Source organism: Stenotrophomonas sp. GD03877 (genome assembly GCF_029840555.1).
GTDB lineage: Bacteria > Pseudomonadota > Gammaproteobacteria > Xanthomonadales > Xanthomonadaceae > Stenotrophomonas > Stenotrophomonas geniculata.
The window spans coordinates 1-20,426 of sequence record NZ_JAOCCT010000024.1 but is presented as its reverse complement, the minus strand read 5'-3'; the positions used below and the strand labels follow the sequence as shown (position 1 = coordinate 20,426).

17 protein-coding genes are annotated in these 20,426 nt (G+C 67.2%); 8 read left to right on the top strand and 9 right to left on the bottom strand.

Annotated features, from left to right (window positions below; genetic code table 11):
• The first annotated feature begins 32 nt into the window (after positions 1-32).
• Positions 33-869: an OmpA family protein gene (locus tag N5D20_RS16750; protein WP_010485152.1), complete on the top strand. Its 837-nt coding sequence runs from the start codon at positions 33-35 to the stop codon at positions 867-869.
• Positions 870-990: 121 nt separating this feature from the next.
• Positions 991-1,281, top strand: coding sequence for a hypothetical protein (locus tag N5D20_RS16745; protein ID WP_014037513.1), 291 nt, complete (start codon positions 991-993; stop codon positions 1,279-1,281).
• Between the two features lie 85 nt (positions 1,282-1,366).
• On the opposite strand, the gene N5D20_RS16740 is transcribed toward N5D20_RS16745, so the two are convergent.
• Entirely contained in the window at positions 1,367-2,194 is an 828-nt protein-coding gene (locus N5D20_RS16740; protein WP_279914809.1) for a class I SAM-dependent methyltransferase, read from the bottom strand.
• A gap of 63 nt (positions 2,195-2,257) precedes the next feature.
• On the opposite strand from N5D20_RS16740, the gene N5D20_RS16735 reads away from it, so the two are divergent.
• A complete protein-coding gene (locus N5D20_RS16735) occupies positions 2,258-2,665 on the top strand; it encodes a MerR family transcriptional regulator (protein ID WP_010485157.1) in 408 nt (135 codons plus the stop codon).
• A 15-nt stretch (positions 2,666-2,680) separates the two neighbouring features.
• On the opposite strand, the gene N5D20_RS16730 is transcribed toward N5D20_RS16735, so the two are convergent.
• From N5D20_RS16730 to N5D20_RS16720, 3 genes are all read right to left on the bottom strand, one after another.
• Positions 2,681-3,397 (bottom strand): MgtC/SapB family protein, encoded by a 717-nt coding sequence (locus N5D20_RS16730; protein WP_024957423.1) that lies wholly within the window; start codon positions 3,395-3,397, stop codon positions 2,681-2,683.
• 92 nt (positions 3,398-3,489) lie between these two features.
• Positions 3,490-5,262 carry a chloride channel protein gene (locus N5D20_RS16725; RefSeq protein ID WP_279914808.1) on the bottom strand — a complete coding sequence of 591 codons (1,773 nt, stop codon included), beginning with the start codon at positions 5,260-5,262 and terminating at the stop codon, positions 3,490-3,492.
• Positions 5,263-5,324: 62 nt separating this feature from the next.
• Complete coding sequence (locus tag N5D20_RS16720; RefSeq protein ID WP_279914807.1) at positions 5,325-7,406, bottom strand: TonB-dependent siderophore receptor; 2,082 nt, start codon at positions 7,404-7,406, stop codon at positions 5,325-5,327.
• Between the two features lie 131 nt (positions 7,407-7,537).
• Between N5D20_RS16720 and N5D20_RS16715 the strand changes: the two genes are divergently transcribed.
• On the top strand, positions 7,538-8,458 hold the full coding sequence (locus N5D20_RS16715) for a M14 family metallocarboxypeptidase (RefSeq protein ID WP_279914806.1): 921 nt from the start codon (positions 7,538-7,540) through the stop codon (positions 8,456-8,458).
• Between the two features lie 73 nt (positions 8,459-8,531).
• Here the strand turns inward: N5D20_RS16715 and N5D20_RS16710 are convergent, their stop codons facing one another.
• The gene (locus N5D20_RS16710) at positions 8,532-9,383 is read right to left on the bottom strand and encodes a LysR family transcriptional regulator (RefSeq protein ID WP_279914805.1); all 852 of its coding nucleotides are present in this window, start codon (positions 9,381-9,383) and stop codon (positions 8,532-8,534) included.
• A 160-nt stretch (positions 9,384-9,543) separates the two neighbouring features.
• On the opposite strand from N5D20_RS16710, the gene N5D20_RS16705 reads away from it, so the two are divergent.
• Positions 9,544-9,897, top strand: coding sequence for an SMR family transporter (locus N5D20_RS16705; protein ID WP_019659945.1), 354 nt, complete (start codon positions 9,544-9,546; stop codon positions 9,895-9,897).
• A complete protein-coding gene (locus N5D20_RS16700) occupies positions 9,897-10,220 on the top strand; it encodes an SMR family transporter (protein ID WP_049437687.1) in 324 nt (107 codons plus the stop codon). The genes N5D20_RS16705 and N5D20_RS16700 overlap by 1 nt, the downstream gene beginning before the upstream one ends.
• 170 nt (positions 10,221-10,390) lie before the next feature.
• Here the strand turns inward: N5D20_RS16700 and N5D20_RS16695 are convergent, their stop codons facing one another.
• From N5D20_RS16695 to N5D20_RS16685, 3 genes are all read right to left on the bottom strand, one after another.
• Positions 10,391-13,339: a TonB-dependent receptor gene (locus tag N5D20_RS16695; RefSeq protein WP_279914804.1), complete on the bottom strand. Its 2,949-nt coding sequence runs from the start codon at positions 13,337-13,339 to the stop codon at positions 10,391-10,393.
• Between the two features lie 69 nt (positions 13,340-13,408).
• Complete coding sequence (locus tag N5D20_RS16690; RefSeq protein WP_279914803.1) at positions 13,409-14,353, bottom strand: FecR domain-containing protein; 945 nt, start codon at positions 14,351-14,353, stop codon at positions 13,409-13,411.
• Positions 14,350-14,868 (bottom strand): sigma-70 family RNA polymerase sigma factor, encoded by a 519-nt coding sequence (locus N5D20_RS16685; protein WP_019337855.1) that lies wholly within the window; start codon positions 14,866-14,868, stop codon positions 14,350-14,352. Before N5D20_RS16685 ends, N5D20_RS16690 begins: the two co-directional genes overlap by 4 nt.
• Positions 14,869-15,018: 150 nt before the next feature.
• Between N5D20_RS16685 and N5D20_RS16680 the strand changes: the two genes are divergently transcribed.
• Both N5D20_RS16680 and betT read left to right on the top strand, forming a co-directional pair.
• Positions 15,019-15,399, top strand: coding sequence for a VOC family protein (locus N5D20_RS16680; RefSeq protein ID WP_010485179.1), 381 nt, complete (start codon positions 15,019-15,021; stop codon positions 15,397-15,399).
• A gap of 193 nt (positions 15,400-15,592) precedes the next feature.
• The gene (gene betT / locus N5D20_RS16675; protein ID WP_010485181.1) at positions 15,593-17,572 is read left to right on the top strand and encodes a choline BCCT transporter BetT; all 1,980 of its coding nucleotides are present in this window, start codon (positions 15,593-15,595) and stop codon (positions 17,570-17,572) included.
• Between the two features lie 107 nt (positions 17,573-17,679).
• Here betT and N5D20_RS16670 read toward each other — a convergent pair whose 3' ends face one another.
• Positions 17,680-20,361, bottom strand: a complete 2,682-nt coding sequence (locus N5D20_RS16670) for a TonB-dependent receptor (RefSeq protein ID WP_235651825.1) — start codon at positions 20,359-20,361, stop codon at positions 17,680-17,682.
• Positions 20,362-20,426 lie beyond the last annotated feature (65 nt).

Genomic DNA, 20,426 nt, shown 5'->3' with positions numbered 1-20,426 from the left:
GGCATCGCGGAAACGTCCATAGGGGGAATGACATGAAACAGCATCGCATCGCCCGCACCGGCCAGATGGCCGCAGTGCTGGGCCTGGTCCTGGGAATGGGCCTGCTGGCCGCCTGTCGCAGCCATGCGCCGGCCGCCGAGGGTCCTGCCGAAACCACCGCCGTGCAGTTCCCGGAGGCTTCGAAGGCCTCGTTGAAGGAAGGCATCTATCCCGACGTCGCCGACCTGCGCCGTTTCGCGCCGGGCATGAGCAAGCGCCAGCTGTATACCTTGCTGGGCACGCCGCACTTCAACGAAGGCATGTGGGGCGTGCGCGAGTGGAACTACCTGTTCAACTTCCGCACCGCGCAGGGCGCGGAGTATTTCACCTGCCAGTTCCAGGTGCGCTTCGACAGCAAGGGCATCGCCCAAGGGGGCTACTGGAAGCCGGAATCGTGCGCGGCGGTGCTGGAACCGCCGCGGCCGCCAGCGCCGCCAGCACCGGCACCGTTGCCGGAGCAGCCGCTGCGGTTGTCGGCGGATGCGCTGTTCGGGTTCGACAGCGCGGTGCTCAGTGCCGAAGGCCAGCAGGCCGTACAGGGCGTGCTGGCGCAGGTGCGCGAGGCCAGTCAGGTGCAGTCGATCCGGGTGACCGGGTACACCGACCGTATCGGCAGTGCCAGCTACAACCAGACCCTGTCGCAGCGACGTGCCGAGGCCGTGCGCAGCGCGCTGGTGCAGGGTGGGGTGCCTGCGGCCAGCATCAGCGCCGAAGGGCGGGGCGCAGCCGAGCCGATCGTGCAGTGCGAGCAGCGCAACCGTCGCGAGCTGATCGCCTGCCTGGCGCCGAACCGGCGTGTGCAGATTGCTGGAATGGCCCAGCCGCGCTGAGAGTCCAACACCGGGGTCATGCCCCGGTATCCCGAGTCCCCCCTGACCGTCGGCAGGACGTGGTTACGTCTCCCCCGTTGACCATGCCTGCCGGCGGCTCAGGTTTTCCATGGTGCACGCGATGAACGCCCAATTCCTGCCTCTTTCCATGAAGACGGAAGCCACATTGAGTGTGTACGGTCAGCTCGGCAACCATGCGGTGGTGCGCATTCCCGGGCGGCGCCTGCCGGGCTTGATCCTGCAGGCAGACACCGTGGCCGGCTTCCTTGCCCAGCTGCAGGAAGCCCAGGCCTGCCTGCGCAGTGGTCGCGCACAGCGCACCGACGCCGAACTGGACATGCTCATCGACGTGTTGCAGCAGTGGTATGCGCTGATCGAATCGCGCCTGGCCGACGCCGGCGAGGCACTGTAGAAGAAAAAGGGGACGGAGGGGATTAAGTCGTTCCCGGCACGGCAGGGACATGGACGACTTAATCCCCTCCGTCCCCTTTTCTGTGTCATGCGCGTGCACGGATCAACCAGCAGGCAGCATCCACGCGGACCCGATCGCCCTCGATGAATGGTGTGAATGCTGCCAGCGCCTGGTCGCGCAGCCCGGCGGCCTCCGCTTCGGGCAGTGCCCGCAGCGCCTGGCCCACCGGGCCCAGCTGGCCGACGTAGGTCGGCAGCTCATCGCGTGCGATCGAACACGGAAGGTCCACCGCAACCACCTCCACATCCTTCCAGCCGACAGCCTGCAACAGGCGCTGCACGCGTTGGCCATCTGCGAAGGCGAACTGTCCCGGGGCACCGGGTACGCGCGGCGGAAGCTCAAGCGCATCGCCGATCGCGCGCTCGGCCGTGGTCATGAATGGATTCTCGTCAGCGCTGCGCCAGGCAATGAAACGCAGGCCGGCACCGGGCCGCGTGGCGCGGTGCAGGTTGGCGAAGGCCGCACCGGTATCTTCGAAGAACATCTCGCCCAGCCGCGACTGGATCCAGTCGAAATGCGCGGGGGGCAGTGGGTGCTGTTGCGCGTCGGCAAGGATGAAGTCAGCGTCCAGCCCCGCCGTTTCTGCCCGTTCGCGCGCCGTTGCCAGCATCGGTGCGGAGATGTCCAGGCCGGTGCAATGGGCGGCCGGGCGTGCCGCACCGGCGGCAAGCAGGCTTGCGCCCGTGCCGCATCCGATGTCGAGCAGTTGCGTGACGGTTTCTGGCAACTCGGCGACCAGCAGGTCGGCCATCGGCTGGAACAGGCCATCGAGGATGGCCTGCTGGGCGACCCAGATCTGGCCGCCGGGGCCGTTCCAGAGGGTGTTCTGATCAACGGGGGAAGTGCTGGCCATGGCCTTGCCTTGTCGGGAAGTGGCCCATAGGTTGCTGCTTGAAGACGACTTGAGGTCAAGCCCATGCGTGAACTGGATATCGGTGAGGTGGTCAAGCGCAGTGGCGTGCCGGCCTCGACCCTGCGCTACTACGAACAGCTGGGGCTGCTGCAGGCACTTGGGCGCCGTGGCCTGCGCCGGCAGTATGACGAGCAGGTGCTGGAACGGCTGGCGCTGATCGGTCTCGGCCAGGCGGCCGGGATGTCACTGCAGCAGATCGGCGCATCGCTGCCGCCGCAGCGTGGATGTATCTCCCTGGATCGTGAGGCGCTGCTGGCGCAGGCTGATGTGCTGCAGAGGCACATCACCCAGCTGCAGCGGGTGCGCCGGCACCTGCAGCGCGCGGCGGCCTGCCCGGAAGCGCAGGATGCGCGGCAGTGCGGTTCATTCCGCAAGCTGCTGCGGGCGCAGCAGCGCATGGCGGGTGGGTGAGTTGCCGGAACCGGCTCAATCGCGGGTGCTGACTTCCCAGGTGGCATGCAGAACGCCCGGCACGTGCTCCATCCGCGCCAGCACCACGTCCAGCTCATCGGCACTGACGGCCGTACTGACCAGCACCGCGATCACATCGGTGGGTGCATCGGCATGCTCGACCACCTGCACATCACCGACCGGATACTGCGCTGCTTCCAGCGCGTCGACCAACCGCTCGCGCACGCGCGGCACGGCTTCGGCATCCACGCTCAGGCGCACTTCGTAGGTCGCCTCGGTGGCGGTCTCATTGATCGGAATGCGGTTGATCGCATTCACCAGCGGCCGCAGCAGGGTGTTTCCGGCGATGATCAGCACGGTCAGCAGCACGCCTTCGGCCAGCATGTCCGCGCCGGTGCAGCTGCCCACCGCCGCAGAGCACCACAGGGTGGCGGCGGTGTTCAGGCCGCGCACGTTCATGCCTTCCTTCATGATCACGCCGGCGCCGAGGAAGCCGACGCCGGAGACCACGTAGGAGATCACCCGCACCGCCTCGGCGCTGCCGGCGATGCGCATGCCCAGGTCGACGAAGGCAGCGGCGCCGACGGCCACCAGCACGTTGGTGCGCAGGCCGGCGGTGCGCTGCCGGTACTGGCGTTCGGCGCCGATCAGCGTGCCCAGTACGAAAGCGGCCAGCAGGCTGACCACGGTGTCGGCGAAGGGACCGGCCTGGAAGGTCTCAATAAAGCGCATGGCCGGAGTCTACCCCGGTCGTGTGACGGTAGATCCATGCCATGCGTGGATACCCGGATGGGCCACAAACGACTTAATCCCCTTTTTCGGGATCAGTCGGTATCGTCGACGCGCTCGCCCATCAGCTCGCGCTGGCGCTTGTCCAGTTCTTCGGCGTAGCGCTTGCGCACGAAGGCTTCGGAGACGACGCCCAATACCTGGCCGTCGGCAGCCACCACCGCCAGCTCGTCGGCCTGGGTCTGGTCGAAGCGCTGCATCACGCTGACCACGTCGGAGGACGGTGCCAGCGAGACGTCACGGTTCTCGGCCAGTTCGCCGATCAGGGTTTCCGGCTTCACGCCATCGCCGTAGACCCGTGGAATCTGCACGATGCCGGCATAGTGGCCCTCGCTGTTGATCAGGATCACCCGGGTGCCCGAGCCCAGCGGGAAGCGCTGGCGGAACGCGGCGGCATCGAGATCGGCCGGGGCGGTCGCCACGCCCTTGCGCATCAGCCGGCCGGCGTTGAGGTTCTGCACCCAGCCCACGTCGCGGGCGCTCTTGATGGTCTCGCCGCGCAGGTGCATGCGCCAGGTCGAGAACGAGTAGCCGAACCACTGCCGCACCAGCGTGCTGGACACCAGTACCGCGCTCATCACCACGCTGGTCAGCAGGAAATCGTGCGTGCCTTCCAGCACCAGCATGGCCATGGTCATCGGCGCGCCAACGACGGCGGCGGCCAGTGCGGCCATGCCGGCCAGCGCGGCCGAGGTGGCGTCGATCACCGGAACGCCGGTGGCCATGCCCAGCAGTCCAGCGAACAGCGCGCCGACCAGGGTGCCCATGAACAGCGAGGCGAAGAACAGGCCGCCACGGAAGCCGAAGCCGAGCGAGATGCCCGAGGCCAGGCACTTCAGGGTCAACAGGCCGCCGATCCAGATCAGCGGCAGGTGCGTGGTCAGGTCCAGATGCAGGGCGCCGTGGCCGGACGACAGCACCTGCGGGCTGGCCAGTGCCAGTGGAATCAGCAGCAGTCCACCCACCACCGGCCGTCCCCACGCGGGCAGGGGGCTGCGCTTGACCGTGCCTTCGATCGAGGCGATCAGCCGCATGATGGCGATGCCGACCATCGCGCAGCAGCAGCCGAGCAGGCCGTAGATCGCGTAGTCGGCGGCGCGCACGTCGATGGTCGAGGCCGCTGGCAGTAGATAGGCTTCGATGCCGGCCTGGTCGGCCACGAACGCGCCGGCCAGCGCTGCGACGGCCACCGGTGCCAGCGCAGCGGGGGTGTAGGCGCCGATGACGATCTCGAAGGCGTAGAACGCACCGGCCAGCGGCGCACCAAACGCAGCGGCGATGGCACCGGCGGCACCGGCACCGACCAGGATGCGCACGTCGTTGCGACGCAGGCGCATCACCCTGCCCAGCTGCGAGCCGCTGCCCGCGCCCATCTGCGTATACGAAGCCTCAAGGCCGACCGACGCGCCGCAGCCGTTGGACAGCAGGGTCTGGGTCAGCACGATCAGGTTGTCGCGCATCGACATGCGGCCGCCGTGCAGCGCATTGGCTTCCACCGCATCGAGCAGTGGCCGTTTCAGTCGCGTCGCCGCCAGGCTGACCAGGCCGACCAGCAGCCCGCCCAGTGGCAGCACCAGTAGCGCGGTCCAGGTCAGCGAGGGCAGGGAGCTCAGCCGCATGCCGTCGTCCAGCCCATACAACGTGCCCTGCAGCCAGCGCGCGATGCCCGACTGCAGCAGGGTCAGGTAGCCGGCGATCAGGCCAACCAGCAGCGCCAGCGCGATGAACCACAGGTCGCTGCCGCGCAGCCGCAGGCGCAGGCCCTGGAAGGCCAGATGCAGGCGCGATGGCGAAACAGGCAGTGACATGGTGGCGGCATGATACGCCGCCACCGTGAGCGCCACCGTCACCGCATCGGGCGGCTACCGGCTCAGAAGCGGTAGCGGCCCTGCACGTAGAAGGTGCGCGGCGCGGCCACCATGCGGCCGGCGTTGCCATCGACATTGCGGGTGTACCAGCGCTTGTCGGCCAGGTTGTTCACGCCCAGCGCGATCTCGCTGTCACCCAGCCCCGGCACCTGCCAGGCCACCTGGGCATTCCACAGGCGTACGCCCGGCACGCGTCCCACGCGCGCGTCAGCGCTCTCGGCCCAGGTGTTGGCGGCGTCGGAGAACTGGCCGCTCTGGTGAGTGCTGGAGACGTTGAAGGTCCAGCCGGCCAGCGCGTAGCGGGCGCCGATGCTGTCGGTGTCGCGCGAGTAGAACGGCACGTCCAGGCCACGGTTGTCGCCGGACTGCTGGATCGCCTTGGTCCAGGTGTAGTTGGCGTACAGCTCCAGCCCGGCCAGCGCGCCGTCCTCGGCGAAGTGGTACTCCAGTGCGCTCTCCACACCCTTGTGGTCGGTGGCACCAATGTTCTGGAAGGTGGGCGGGGTGATGCCCGGCACCTGCAGGATCTGGTTGTCGAAGCGCATCTTGAACACGGTCACTTCCGCGCGCAGTGCCCCATCCTGCCAGCGTGCGCCCAGCTCGGTGGTCTTGGCCACTTCCGGGTTCAGCGGATTGCTGGCGGTCTGCGAATTGAGCTGGATGTTCTGTACCGGTCCGAACGAGGTGGTGTAGTTGCCGAACACGGTCAGCTGCGGAGTCAGCAGGTAGGCGATGTTGATCGAGGGCAGGGCCTTGTCGTTGCGGCTGCTGAAGGTCGCCGTGCCTCCGGCCTGGCGGCGGTCCATGTCGATCCATTCCATGCGCACGCCGGGCGTGATCCGCCACTGGCCGATCGCAATGCGGTCGTCGATGTAGAGGGCGTGCGCGTCGGTGGCGTTGTCGAAGCGGGTGGTGGCACTGGCCGCGCCGGTGCGGCGGGCGACGGTGTAGCTGCGGTCGTTGCCGCGCTCGCGCAGGAAGCGGTAGCCGGCGGTGATGTCATGCACCGCGCTGCCCCAGTGCAGGCGCTGGGTATAGCGCGGCTCGATGCCGAGCACGCGGTAGTCGCGCGGCTGCACGGTCAGCTGGGTGTTGGCGGCGTTGATCAGCGAGCTGGCACGGGTGCTCTCGTTGTAATAGGCCAGCACCTCGAACTCGCTGTTGGCCGACAGCGTGTTGGTGTAGCCCAGGTCGATGCCGGTGCGGTGGCCCTTCCAGAAATCGGTCGGCCGGGTGTTCTGGAACGGATCGGCCTCGTACTGCGCACGGGTCAGGCCGCCCGGCGTCAGCGAGCGTACGTCGTAGTAGGACAGCTTGGCACGCAGCTCCTGCTGTTCGTCGATGGCGTAGGCGAACTTCAGCGCGAGATCGTTGAAGCGGTCATCGCTGCCCTGGCGCCAGCCGCGACCATCCTGGCCGGAGTAGAGCAGGGCGGCGCCCAAGGCGTTGTCGCCGGTGCCGCCGAGGAAGGCGTTGTACTGGGCGCTGTCGCCGCCGCCATGGTCGTAGGCGGTGTAGCGCACGCCGGCTTCGCCGTGCAGGCCGGCCTCGGTGGGAATGCCGCGGGTGCTGAAGTTGATGATGCCACCGACGTTCTGCGGCCCGTAGCGCACCGCGCCGCCGCCGCGCACCACGTCGATCGAGTCGATGTTGGACAGGCTGGTCGGCGCGAACGACAGCTGTGGCTGGCCATACGGCGCCACCGCCAGCGGCACGCCGTCCAACAGTACGGTCGAGCGCGGCGAGTAGCGCCCGGTGAGGCCGCGCACGCCGATGTTCAGCGACACCGAACTGCCAGCGGTGCCGGAGTTGTCGGTGACCTGCACACCCGGAATACGGCGCATGGCATCGCCGAGGCTGGCCGCGCCGCTGGCCTCGATGCGCTGGCGGTCGACCACGGTGCGCGCGCCGGCAAAGCGCTTGACGCTGTCATGCAGGCCGGTACCCAGCCAGCTGCCGGAGACCTGGATGCTGTCCAGCGTGGTGGCGCCGTCCTGGGCGAAGGCACGGGTGGTCGGGAGCAGGCACAGGGCGAGGGCGGCAGCCAGGGGCAGGCGGGCCGGTTGCAGGGCGAGGATGGGCATCGGTGCAGGCTGTGGAAGGTCGTAAATGAGAATTATTGCTGATTCCATTCGCTATTGGAATGCGCCTTCGGTTCATGCCGATGCCCCGGTGATACAGTGAGCGATTGCTTCCTGACTCGCTGAGATCTGCCATGTCCCAAGCCGCTTTCTACCCCGTCGGAACCCCTGGCCAGCCGTGGGGAGCGGCGGAACGGGAGGTGTGGCGTGGCCGCCAGCAGCGCCTGCGTCGCTATGACGAGGAGGTGCTGCCCCGCATCGAGGCGCTGGCCTCGCGCTTCGACAAGGTGGCCTATGGCCAGCTCGACTACGCTGGCGAGACCTACACTCTGTTCGCCCTGCGCAGCCGCGATTGGAACCCAGCGCTGCCGGCTGCCCTGGTGACCGGTGGCGTGCACGGCTACGAAACCAGCGGCGTGATGGGCGCGCTGGAGTTCCTCGAGAAGCACGCCGCCGACTATGCCGGCAAGGTCAACCTGCTGGTGGCGCCGTGCGTGAACCCGTGGGGTTTCGAGCGCATCAACCGCTGGAACTTCGATGCGATCGATCCGAACCGTAACTTCCGCGCCGATGGCCCGGCCCGCGAGTCGACCGCGCTGATGGAGCTGATCGCACCGATCAAGGACCATTTCGTGCTGCACATCGACCTGCACGAGACCACCGACAGCGACGAGAGCGAGTTCCGCCCGGCGCTGGCCGCGCGTGACGGCAAGCCGTTCGAACCGGGCCTGATTCCCGATGGTTTCTACCTGGTGGACGACAGCGAGAATCCGCAGCCGGCGTTCCAGCAGGCCGTGGTTGCCGAAGTGGAGAAGGTGACCCATATCGCACCAGCCGACGACAAGGGCGAAATCATCGGTTCGCCGGTGGTTGCGCTTGGCGTGATCGAGTACCCGCTGGTGAAGCTGGGCCTGTGCGCCGGTATCACCGGGGCGAAGTACACCACCACCACCGAGGTCTACCCGGACAGCCCGCGGGCGACCCCGCAGCAGTGCAACGACGCCCAGGTGGCAGCGGTGTGCGCGTCGCTGGATTACGCGCTCGCCCATCGTTGATGAAAAAGGGGACGGAGGGGATCAAGTCGTTTGCGGCACAAACGACTTGATCCCCTCCGTCCCCTTTTTCGGTTCACCCCAACGCGTCGGCCCACCACAGCGCCGCTGGCCCCGGCGGCGTGTCGCGGCGCCACAGCAGGTCACTGTGGATGCGTCGTGGCCAGCCGGGCAGCACCAGTTCCACCAGCTGCCCGCGGTCGTAGCGCTGTACCAGCGCCCGTGGCAGCTCGGCCCAGCCGATGCCGTCCTCGGCCATCTCCATCACCATCAGATAGTCAGTGGCGGTCCACGCCAGGCCGGTAGCCGCGCGCGCATGGTCGACCTCCGCGCTCAGGCGCACCTGCCGGTGCCGTGCCAGCTGGGCAGCCGCGCGACGGCCGGCGTCGGCCAGCGGATGGCCGCACGCTACATACACTGACAGTTCGCTGTGATGGGCCAACGGCCGTGCTATCAGCCCATCCGGGTAGTTTTCCTGTCGCGGCAGCAGGCCCAGCGCGGCGCGGCCGCTGCCGACCAGCTCCAGCACGTCTTCGCCTTCGGCATCCAGCCATTCCAGTTCGATCTCGGGGAACGCTTCGGCAAAGCGCTGCAACACGCGCTGCTCCGGATCGAGCTGATAGACGTCGGAGAACACCACGGTCAGCCGCGCTTCGACCGGGGCGGCCAGCCGCACGCTCAACTGCTGCAGGCGGGTATCGGCGGCGAGAATTTCCTGGGCATGACCGAGCACCTGGCGCCCGGCTTCGGTCAACTGCGGGTAGCGTCCGCTGCGGTCGAACAGGCTGACGCCGAGGTCTGCCTCCAGGTGGGCGATGGCGGTGCTGACCGTCGATTGGGTCTTGCGCAGGCGGCGCGCCGCCGCCGAGAACGAGCCCAGCGCCGCGGCTTCCACGAAGGCCTGCAGGGATTCAGGGGAATAGGGCATTGATCCATCGCTCCTGTCGATGGAATCCATTTTGATACCACCGTAAAAGGCGATGATACTGTCAGCCGTCGCCCCTGTCTGCGGCGTGCTCCGGACCCTCCACGCACTGCGTGGATCTATTGAAAAGGCGGCGCGGTCCCCGTCCCGCAAGGAGTTTCACATGTCCCGTACTGTTCCCGCCCGTGGCGCGCTGGTCGCCTGGGCCTGCCTGACCGTGGCGATCGTTGCCGAAGTGGTCGGCACCTCGTTCATGGCCCATGCCGCCCGCGACGGCGGCTGGACCGGCTACCTGATCATGGCCGGCGCGTTGGCGCTGTCCTATTACTTCCTGGCCCTGTCGGTGCGCCGCATCGCGGTCGGTGTCGCCTATGCGGTGTGGGAAGGCCTGGGCCTGACCCTGCTGACCGTGGTCGGCCTCACCGTGTTTGGCGAGAGCCTGTCGCTGCAGCAGTTGGCCGGCCTCGTGCTGGCGGTGGTCGGCATCGTCTGTGTCACCCTCGGGGAGGCGCACTGATGAATACCCTGGCTCTGTTTTTCGTGATCTGTTCTGCGCTGATCGACGTTGCCGCCAACATGATGGTGGCCAAATCGGAGGGCTTTCGCCGCTGGCGCTGGGGCGTCGGCGCGGTCGTCATGGTCTGGATCGCCTTCGCCCTGCTGGGCCAGGCGGTGCGCTACATGGACCTGGCCACCGCCTATGCGATGTGGGGTGCAATCGGCGTGATCGGTACCGCCACTTGCGGCCGCCTGCTGTTCGGCAACCGCCTGCGCCCGATCGGCTGGATCGGCATCGCGCTGGTCACTGTCGCGGTGCTGCTGCTCAGCACCGCGAAGTAACGCGTTGTTGTGCCAACCAAGGTTGGCACCTACGCGTGCTGAGTTGCTGGTTGGCACCTACCCGTGCTGAGTTGCTGTGCCAACCCGGGTTGGTACCTGTCAGAGCGTGAGCCGCCGCATGCAGACGCCCCGGGGATGATCTCCCCGGGGCGTTGCGGTTTCTGCAGCGGTCAGAAGCGTGCGGTGAAGTTCAATCGCGTGGTACGGCCCGGGCCGGGCATCAGGCTCATCGCCAGCGTGTCCATGTAGTAGGTGTTGCGCAGGTTGCTGACCACCAGTTCCACTTCGGCCTTCGGGGTGAACTGCCAGCGCGCATAGAAGTCGTAGATCGCGGTGGGCAGGTAGATGTTCTGCAACCCGGTCGAGCCGGTGGTATTCCAGGGCTTGTCCAGTTCGTGGGTGGGGCCGCTGTTGTAGGTGCGGCGGATGCCGGTATCCAGCCGCTTGTCGAACAGGCGGAAGCCCAGCGTGCTGTGGATCGAGTACTTCGGCGGATTCTGTGCGTTGACAAACGAGGTACCGAAGCCGCCATCCACGCAATCCGGCGTGGTGTCCAGCTTGCTCCACTTCGCATAGGGGTCTTCGCGCAGGCGCTTGGCGGTGGCCGCGTCGCAGGTGCGCGCGCGCTGGTAGTAGCTGGCCGACAGGTCCAGGTAGGCGATGCCGGCGTCATAGCCGGACTGCAGCTCGTAGCCGGATACCGTGTAGTTGTCCACGTTGTCGACATAGAACGCCCAGTTGCTGGAGTCGAAGCGACGGGTGATCGCGTTGTCGATATCGTTCTTGAACCAGGCCACCTTGAACGCCAGGCGGTCGCCATCGCGCCACAGGTCCTGCTTGAGCAGGCTGAAGCCGATGTCCCAGGAACGGTTCTTCTCCGGCTTCAGGTCGGCCACCGGTGCCGAGGTGCTGTTGCCCAGCGTCGATTCGAACAGACTGGGCATCTTCCAGCCCTGCGCGTACTTCACGTAGAAGAACATGTCCTGATCGAGGTTGAAGCGGGCCTCTGCGTACGGCGCGAAGCCGTGGCCGGAACGGCGGATCGCCGGCTTGTAGCCCCATGCGGTGGGAATCTGCCTGGTGTAGAAACCGTTGGCGCCGCGCGGGTCGGGAATGAAGCCATCGAAGTCGTAGCTCTGGCCTAGCGTGCTGCCGCCGTAGGGCGTAGCGCGTAGCGAGTCATACGTGTAGTTGCCCTGTGCATCCGGGTACCACTCCTTGTACCAGCCCGGCAGCAGCTGGCCCCCCTTGCTCAGGCGCGCGAAGGTATAGCGCAGGTCGCGCGATTCGCTGACGAAGGCCACGCGGTTGCGGTCGCGGGTGCGGTAGTCGATGAAGCGGCCGCCTGCGGTCAGCGACAGCCAGTCCCACGGCTGCCATTGCAGCGAGGCGACAACGCTGGCTTCGCGCCGCGTGCCGGAGCGCAGGTAGCGGTTGTTGTTGTAGTCCACAGGCAGCACCGGCGAGTTCGGTGCGGTGTCCTCATGCTGGAACGCAGCGCCGTAGCGCAGCGTCCAGTCGCCCAGGCTGTTGCTGAAGCGGGTGGTGTTGCTGCTGTCCACGCCCCAGCGCCGGGTCTTCACGTCCGACTGCAGGCCCGGGCCATAGGTTTCCCCCAGCGTATCCGGCATCTGGTCGTTGGGCACGTCCTTGAACAGCGGCGTGTTGGCGATGTTGCTGTTGAACATGCGGCTGGTGGCGGCGGTGAACCACAGCGTGCTGCTCAGGTCCAGCCACGGGTGTGCCTCGGGCCGGTAGCGGTGGCGCAGCGAGGTGGCGTTGAGCCGCATTTTCCCTGGCTCGAACTGGAACATGGTGTTGGCCTTGTCCACGTAGGTCACCCATTCGTTGGACTCACCGACACGGCCGATCGCCGAGGGCATGATCTCGCCGAAGCTGGAGTTGAAGTAGCGGTGGCTCAGCTCAAGCCGCTGGTCGGGATTGGGCGTCCAGGTGAATTTCAGCAGCGCCGATTCGTTGTCGGTGTGCGTGTTCAGCACTTCATCACCCGAGTGGTACATGTCCGAGACCGCCTGGCTGGACATGCCGGTACCGCCGCTGGACAGGTGCTGGTCGTCGTAGCGGTGCGCGCCGTTGCTGCCGGCGAAGTAGTTGCCCTGGCGGCGACGCGCGTAAGCGGCCACCAGCTGCCAGTCCTCGCCGCGCTGGGCGAAGGCCACGCTGCCGTTCCAGTCGCGCGGGTCACGCAGGCTGTTGCGGTTGTCGCTGCCGCGCGCGATCTGCTTGAAGGTGCGGGTGCGGTCGATGCTGTTGTCGGCCACGCCACCGCGCACGCGCAGTCCCCAGGCCTCGCCCTCGTCGAGGATGTCATCGACGTTCAGCGTCTCCATGTAGACCACGCCGCCGATCGCGCTGGCGGCGTTGGCGGCCAGGCTCGGCCCCTTCTCGATGCTGATCGCGCTGATCAGGTCCGGGTCGAGGTAGCTGCGCTGCTGCACACCGGCATAGCCGCGGTACACGTCGATGGCCTGCTGGCCGCCGTCGATGATCACCGGCACCCGGTTCTGGCCCTGCAGGCCGCGGATGTTCACGTCCAGCGCACCACCATTGCGTACGTCTCCGGTGTGCACGCCGACTGCGCCGGCCAGCACATCGCCGATCGACTGGCCGCGGAAGCGTTCCAGCTGCTGGTGGTCCAGATGCACGCGCGAGCCGCTGTCGCGGTATACGGCATCGGCATCGGCCAAGCCCCACGGCGAAGCACCTTCGCTGGCCTGGCCGGCTACGCGCAGGGTGCCGATCTGGCGCACACCAGCATCGGTGGCGGGGGCGGCCTGCAGCACCACGCCGCTGGCATCACGCTGGAACGACAGGCCGGTGCCGGCCAGCAGCTGCGCCAGCGCGGCCTCGGTGTTGAGCGAGGCCTGCACGCCGCTGCTGTGGCGGCCGCGGGTCAGGCGCGCATCGGTGGCGATGGACAGGCCGGACTGCTGGCCGAACGTGGTCAAGGCCTGGTCGAGCGGTCCGGCCGGGATCTGCCAGCGAACGGCAGCGGCGGCATCCTGTGCGTGGGCGGCCGCCGGCAACAGGCACGGCGTGGCCAGGGCCAGGCACAGTGCGATGGCAAGCGGGCGAGGGGAAGGGCAGGGTCGTTTCATGGGGGCGGCAACATCCGCAATGGGTTCCCTTGTAGTGCCCGCCGAGCGCGCAGAAAGGGAACCGCGATTTCAACGCGGACGCACAACGGTCCACCACGGCCAACGCTGCTCGATGTGGATCGGCAGGGCGCGCGCCAGCAGTTTCAGGGCCTGCAGGCTGTCCAGGCGCGGCAATACTGCGGTGACATTCAATGCGGACAGTGCAGGATCACAGCCCAGATAGCCCTGATGGTGACGGGCCAGTTCGTCGATCACCCGGATCAACGGCGTGTCCTGCACCTGCAGGCGTCCGTCCTGCCAGTCGCCGCGCAGAGGATCGGCAGCGACCGTTGTGAGCCCCCCCATCGCTCCGATCTGCAGCGCACTTCCCGCAGGAACATCCAGCGCCGCACCGAACATCGGCAGGCACCGCACCACACCCTCGAACACGTCCAACCGGCCGTCCTGCGCTTCGCGGCCGACCGCGAAGCGGGTGCCGATCGGCTGCAGGCGCGCCCCGGGCACATGCACGGTCAGGGGCAGGCCGACGAATGCAGGGTGGTGGCCGGTCTGCAGCAGCAGTTCGCCGCGCAGCAGATGCAGGGCGCGGTGGCCGTTGCCGATGTCGACGGTCACTTCGCTGCCGGCGTTGAGCCACAACTGGCTGCCATCGGCCAACGTCCAATGACCGGTACGCCCGGCAGCGGTGCGCTGCGTCTGCAGGCGGCGCTGCGCCTGAAGCCCATGCAGGCCGAGCAGGGAGACCGCGCCGATGCCGAGGGCGCCACCGATGCCGCGCAGCGCCCGCCGCCGGCGAAGGCGCGCAGCATCAAATGCAGTTGCGGCTGCCGGAGCCGACAGCGGGGCGAACGATTGCCAGACCGCCTCGACCCGTCGCCAGGCGTCGGCGTGACCAGCATCGGCCTGCAGCCAGGCGTGCCAGCGTTGCTGGTCGCCGTCGCTCCAGCCCTGTTGGCGCAGCGCGAACCATTCGGCAGCCTGTTCCAGCGCCGGGCCGGCCAATGCCGCGCTCATGCCGCCGCGTCGCCGGACAGGCGCAGGCAATGCAGCATCGCCTGCGCCATGTACTTCTTGACCATGCGCTCGGACACGCCCAGCTGCACGCCGATCTCTGCATAGCCAAGGCCGGACAGCCGCGCCAGCAGGAACGCGCGCCGTGGCCGCTCGGCGAGGCCGGACAGCATGTCGGCAATGGCATGCAGCAACTGCAATGCCTGGGTGCGCTCCTCTGCCGAGGGATGCACCGGCTCCGGTTGGGTGGCCAGCGCGGTCAGGTAGGCGCGTTCCAGGTCCGCGCGCTGCCAGTGGTTGACCAGCAGGGCGTGCGCGATGGTGCTGAGATAGGCGCGCGGCAAGCGCAGTTCTGATGGATCGACACGACGGCTGAGCAGGCGCAGGAAGGTGTCCTGGGTCAGGTCGGCGGCGCAGTCGGCGTTGTGCGTGCGGCGGCGCAACCAGCCGAGCAGCCAGCCATGGTGTTCGCGGTAGAACCCCGCCAGCGCAGTGCTGGAGGCGGCGGGCACGGCCATCGGCATCGATCATTAATGAGAATGATTCCCATTATAGGGTGATCGAGCGGCGCGCGACAAACGTTGCGCGGGGCGCAGCGGGGGAGGTCGCCGGATTTGCGATGCCCGACGTGCTCGCCGACACTGCGGTTTTCCACAGGGAGTGCCCGCATGTTCAGCCACATCACCGTTGGAACGAACGACATGGACGCCGCGCATCGCTTCTACGATGCACTGTTCGGTGCGTTGGGCGCACGTCCGGGCGTCTTCGATGACAAGGGCCGTCTGGTGTATTTCAAGGATGGCCGTATGTTCATCGTCACCGCGCCGATCGACGGTCAGCCGGCATGCCACGCCAACGGCGGCACCATCGGCTTCACCCTCGACAGTGCTGAGGCCGTGCGTGGCTGGCAGGACGCCGGCGTGGCCCATGGCGGCACCGCCATCGAAGACCCGGCCGGCATCCGCAGCATGGCCGGGCGCCAGCTGTTCCTGGCCTACCTGCGCGACCCGGATGGCAACAAGCTGTGCGCGGTGCATGTGATGTCGTAATTGGACAGTACGCGCGTGGCCGCGTCGCAGGCAGTGCGCGCGGCTGTGCTCGCAGGCGTCTGCCGGCGCGCGCGTGATAACACGGAATGGTGGATCGGGCCTGTGACCGCTGGCCACAACTTCATGCTCTGTCCACTGCGGTTCAGCCACAATCGGTCGGCTAACCCTTTGATCTACCGGAGAACGCCGCCCCATGGATGTACTGGAGCCGCAACAATCCCCGGTGCGCACCCTTCGGCCTGTGTTCGCCTTCGCGGCGATCGTTGTCGTGGCGTTCGCGCTGTTCGTCAGCCTGTTCCCGCTGGGCGCAGGCCGCCTGCTGCTGAAGGCGCAGGACTGGGCCGCACTCAACGTCGGCTGGTACTACCTGCTGGCCATGACCCTGTACCTGGTGTTCGTGGTCGGCGTGGCGCTGTCCAAATACGGTGGCATCAAGCTCGGTGCCGACCATGACGAACCGGAGTTCAGTTACCTCTCCTGGGCCGGCATGCTGTTCGCTGCAGGCATCAGCATCACCCTGTTCTTCTTCTGCGTTTCCGAGCCGCTGACCCACTACCTGCAGCCGCCGCAGGGCGATCCGGCGGCGGGCGAGGCCGGCGCGCGCCAGGCCATGCAGCTGCTGTTCCTGCATTGGGGACTGCATGGCTGGGGTGTGTTCGCGCTGGCGGCGATGGCGATGGCCTACTTCGCCTACCGCCACAACCTGCCGCTGGCACTGCGCTCGGCGCTGTACCCGCTGATCGGCAAGCGCATCAACGGCCCGATCGGTTACACCGTGGACGCGCTGGGCATCGTCGCCACCGTGTTCGGCATCGGTGCCGACATGGGCTTCGGCGTGCTGCACCTCAATGCCGGATTGGCGCACCTGTTCAACATCCCGCATTCCAACCTGGTGCAGATCATGCTGGTGGTGGCGATGATGGGCGCGGCGGTGGCCGTGGCCGTCTCCGGCGTGGAGAAAGGCGTGCGCTGGATGGCCAACATCAACATGCTGCTGGCGATCGCGCTGGTGCTGTTCATGCTGTTTGCCGGGCCGACGCAGTACCTGTTCAGCACCTTGATGCAGAACCTGGGCGACTACCTCGGTAGCGTGGTCGGCAAGAGTTTCGATGTGTATGCCTACGGCGGCCGACCGGAATGGCTGGGCGGCTGGACGGTGTTCTACTGGGCCTGGTGGATCGGCTGGGCGCCCTTTGTCGGGCTGTTCATCGCGCGCATCTCGCGCGGCCGCACCATCCGCGAATTCGTGTTCGGCGTGCTGCTGATTCCGCTGGGCTTCACCCTGGCCTGGCTGTCGATCTTCGGCAACAGCGCGCTGGACCAGGTGCTGCACCACGGCCAGCAACAGTTGGCGCAGCTGGCGGTGGATGATCCACCGACCGTGCTGTATGCGCTGCTGGACGGCTACCCCTGGAGCCGCGCGGTGATCACGGTGACAGTGCTGGTCAGCTTCATCTTCTTCGTGACCTCGGCCGACTCGGGGGCGGTGGTGTTGTCCACGCTGTCCTCGCATGGCGGCGCACCCGAGGATGATGGTCCGCGTTGGCTGCGGGTGTTCTGGGGCACGGTGATCGCGGTGCTGACCGCGGGCCTGTTGCTGGCCGGCAGTATCGACGCACTGAAATCGGCGGTGGTGTTGGCGTCGTTGCCGTTCTCGGCGATCCTGTTGTTGATGATGTGGGGGCTGACCCGCGCCTTCAGTGACGAATCGCACCGCAAGCGCGCGCTGCAGTACCGGCCATCGCCGCTGATCGGCGACGATCGCCACCACCAGGGCTGGCGCCAGCGCCTGAGCCAGGCGATGCATTTCCCGGTGCGCGACCAGGTCTACCGCTTCATGGATGACACGGTGAAGCCGGCGATGGAAGCGGTGGCCGAGCAGCTGCGCGGGCAGGGCTGGGACGTGGCCACGCGCTTCGAGGCGGGCGACATGGAGTTGACGGTCAACCATGGCGAGCAGCAGGACTTCCTGTACCGGGTGATTCTGAGCGGTTACCTGACCCCGTCGTTCGCCGCACAGCAGCTGCGCAACCAGCGCTACTACCGCGCCGAGGTGCACCTGTTCGAAGGCAGCCAGGACTACGACCTGGTGGGCTACAGCCGCAAGCAGATCATCAACGACATCATCAGCCAGTACGAACGGCACCTGCAGTTCCTGCACCTGAGCCGGTGATGCGGTGGGGGCGGACCGTTGGTCCGCACCCCCTGTAGAGCCGAGCCCGCGCTCGGCTCCTCGGTGTCGGAAGAGCAGCCGAGCATGGCTCGGCTCTACAGTGGCAATCAGAACCTGTAACGAGCGCCCAGCGAGACGAACTGTCCGCGCAGGTTGTACTGGCTGATGTCGAAACCGTTGGAGCCACCGGCGGGGTCGAACGGCGGGTCCTTGTCGGTCAGGTTCAGCACCGACAGCGACAGCGTGGTGTTGGGAATACCTTCGTACGCTACGTACAGGTCCAGCTGGTGATACGGCTTGATGCGGTCGCGCAGGCCCGGGTTGCTGGTTGCCGTCGCCACACGCTGGTCGTAGCCACTCACGTACTGCAGGCTCAGCGTACTGCTCCAGTCGCCCACCGCCCAGTTCAACGAGGTGGTGCCGCGGGTACGCGGCAGCGCGCCGTGGCGGTTGTTGCCGGCGCCGTCATACGGTGCCTGCCCAGCCACCAACGGCTGCTTGAAGCTGAGCAGGTGGGTCCAGCTGCCGGCCACGGTGAAGTTGCCCCAGCCCACGGTGCGGAAGGTGCGGTTGGCGTCCAGGTCCAGGCCCGAGGTGGTCAGTTCGCCCTGGTTGGCGTACTGGTTGGTGATGAACTGGATGCGTCCCTGCGCATCACGTTGCACGCGACCGGGGAACAGCGTCGGGTTGTCGACGATGAACTGCGCGCTGTCCGGCTTGACCAGGTTGTCCTGCTCGATGCGGTACCAGTCCAGGCCGATGCTGGTATCACCATCCGGCGACCACACTGCACCCACGTTGAAGTTGCGCGAGCGCTCCGCCTTCAGATCCGGGTTGCCGGTGCGGATGTTGGTCACGCCACGGCTGCCGCCCGGTTGCAGCGGATCCAGCGGATCGATCACCGAGCCGTAGCTGACGGTCTGGCCCGGCGCGATCTCCGGCAGCGAGGGTGCCCGGAAGCCGCGCGAGAACGAGCCGCGCAGCAGCAGGCTGTCCAGCGGCTGCCAGCGCAGCGCCACCTTCGGCGAGAACGCCTTGCCGAAGTCATCGTAGTGATCGCCGCGACCGGCCACCTGCAGCTCCAACGTGCGGTGCAGCGGCACGCTCAGTTCGGCATAGGCGGCGCTGACCTGGCGCTCGCCATTGACCACGTTGATGGCCGGACGCAGTTCGGTGCCCGACAGCACCTGCGCACTGGTGCGCGCGTCCAGCGATTCCTTGCGGAACTCCGCACCCCAGGCAAAGCCGACCGTACCGGCGGGCATCTCCCACAGCGAGGTGGAGGCCTTCACGTTCAACGCGTGCAGCTTGTACCAGCCCGGACGCTTGGTCTGCAGGCGCAGTGCATCCAGCGCGCCCGGCGTGCTGGACGGGTTGAGGAAGTTGTAGCTGCCCTCGCGCAGGATCTGCTCGAACGCATAGCGATTGACGAAGTTGTCGACGTACTCGCGCTGTGCACTCTGCGAGGTCAGTGCCGCCACTTCCCAGTCCCAGCGTTCGCCGCTGCCGCGCACGCCCGCCAGGGCACGGTAGAACACCTGCGTGTTGTCCTTCAGGCGCGGGCCGAGATCGAAGAAGGTGTACTCGAACGGCAGTGGCGTACTGCCCGGGTTGTTGGGATGGCCGACCGGCAGCACCGCCGGCACGTCGATGAGCGTGCCGGTAGCCGGGTTGTAGGCACGCAGGCCGGGGCCAACGGTCAGCGGCGCACTGAAGATCTGGTCGGCCTTGTTGTGGCTGTACAGCACGTCGGCGAAGGCTTCGACGCTGTCGTTGAAGCGGTAGGTCGCGCTCAACGACGCCTGCAGGCGCTCGGCGCCGGGCTGCAGGGTCTTGAACGGCTGCGCGTTGAAGGCGCAGGCCTGGCCGGGCAGGGTGCTGCCGAAATCGCTGTAGGGACGCAGCTGACTGCCATCCGGGCAGTTGGCGAACGGTTGCGGCGCGCGCGGGTTGGACAGCCAATTGCCACCGGCGGTGGACCAGCCGGCCAGGCGTCCGCCGGGCTTGTCGCGGAAATCGCCGCTGCGGGTATAGGCGCGCTGGTCGGCGTCGAGGCGATCACGCTTGAGCAGGTCCAGCCCGAACAGCACGTTCCAGCCCTGCTGCTCCAGGTCGCCGAAGCCGGCCAGCAGGTTGGCCTTGCGTTCGTCCAGGCCGCCCTGTGTGGCGGTACCGAAGCCGCCGCCCACTTCCACGCCCTGGAAGTTCTTGCGCAGGATGATGTTGATGACACCGGCGATGGCGTCGGAGCCATACACCGCCGAGGCGCCGTCCTTCAGCACTTCGATGCGTTCCACCGCGCTGATCGGCAGCGCGTTGAGGTCGACGAAGGTGTCCTGGGTATTGAGCGCGAAGCCGAAGTTGGACACGCGGTAGCCGTTGACCAGCACCAGTGTGTTCTTCGGCGACAGGCCACGCAGGCCGATCGAGGCCGAGCCGGCGGCGAAGCTGCCGGTGTACTGCTCGTCGAAGCTGTTGCCGGCATTGGCCGACAGGTTGCGCAGCACGTCGGTGAGGGTGGAGCGGCCGGTCTGCTCGATCTGTTCGCGGCTGACGATCTGCACCGGGTTGGGCCCGGCGGTATCGCTGCGCTTGATGTTGGAACCGGTCACCAGCACGGTGCCGAGGGTGGTGCTGTCCTTGCCGGTGTCGGCGGATTCAGCGGCGCCGGCAGCGCCGGCGGTGAGGCCCAGCGCAATGGCGCCAGCAAGCAGGTTCAGGGTGGTGCGGTACATGGAAGCGACAACGCCGAACGGGGGAGGAGCCGTCAGTACCGCATGCAGGTACATGCACCTTCCAATGACGAAAGCGCATTCAGTTATACATCACAGGTTCTTAACGAAAGTAAGCGCTC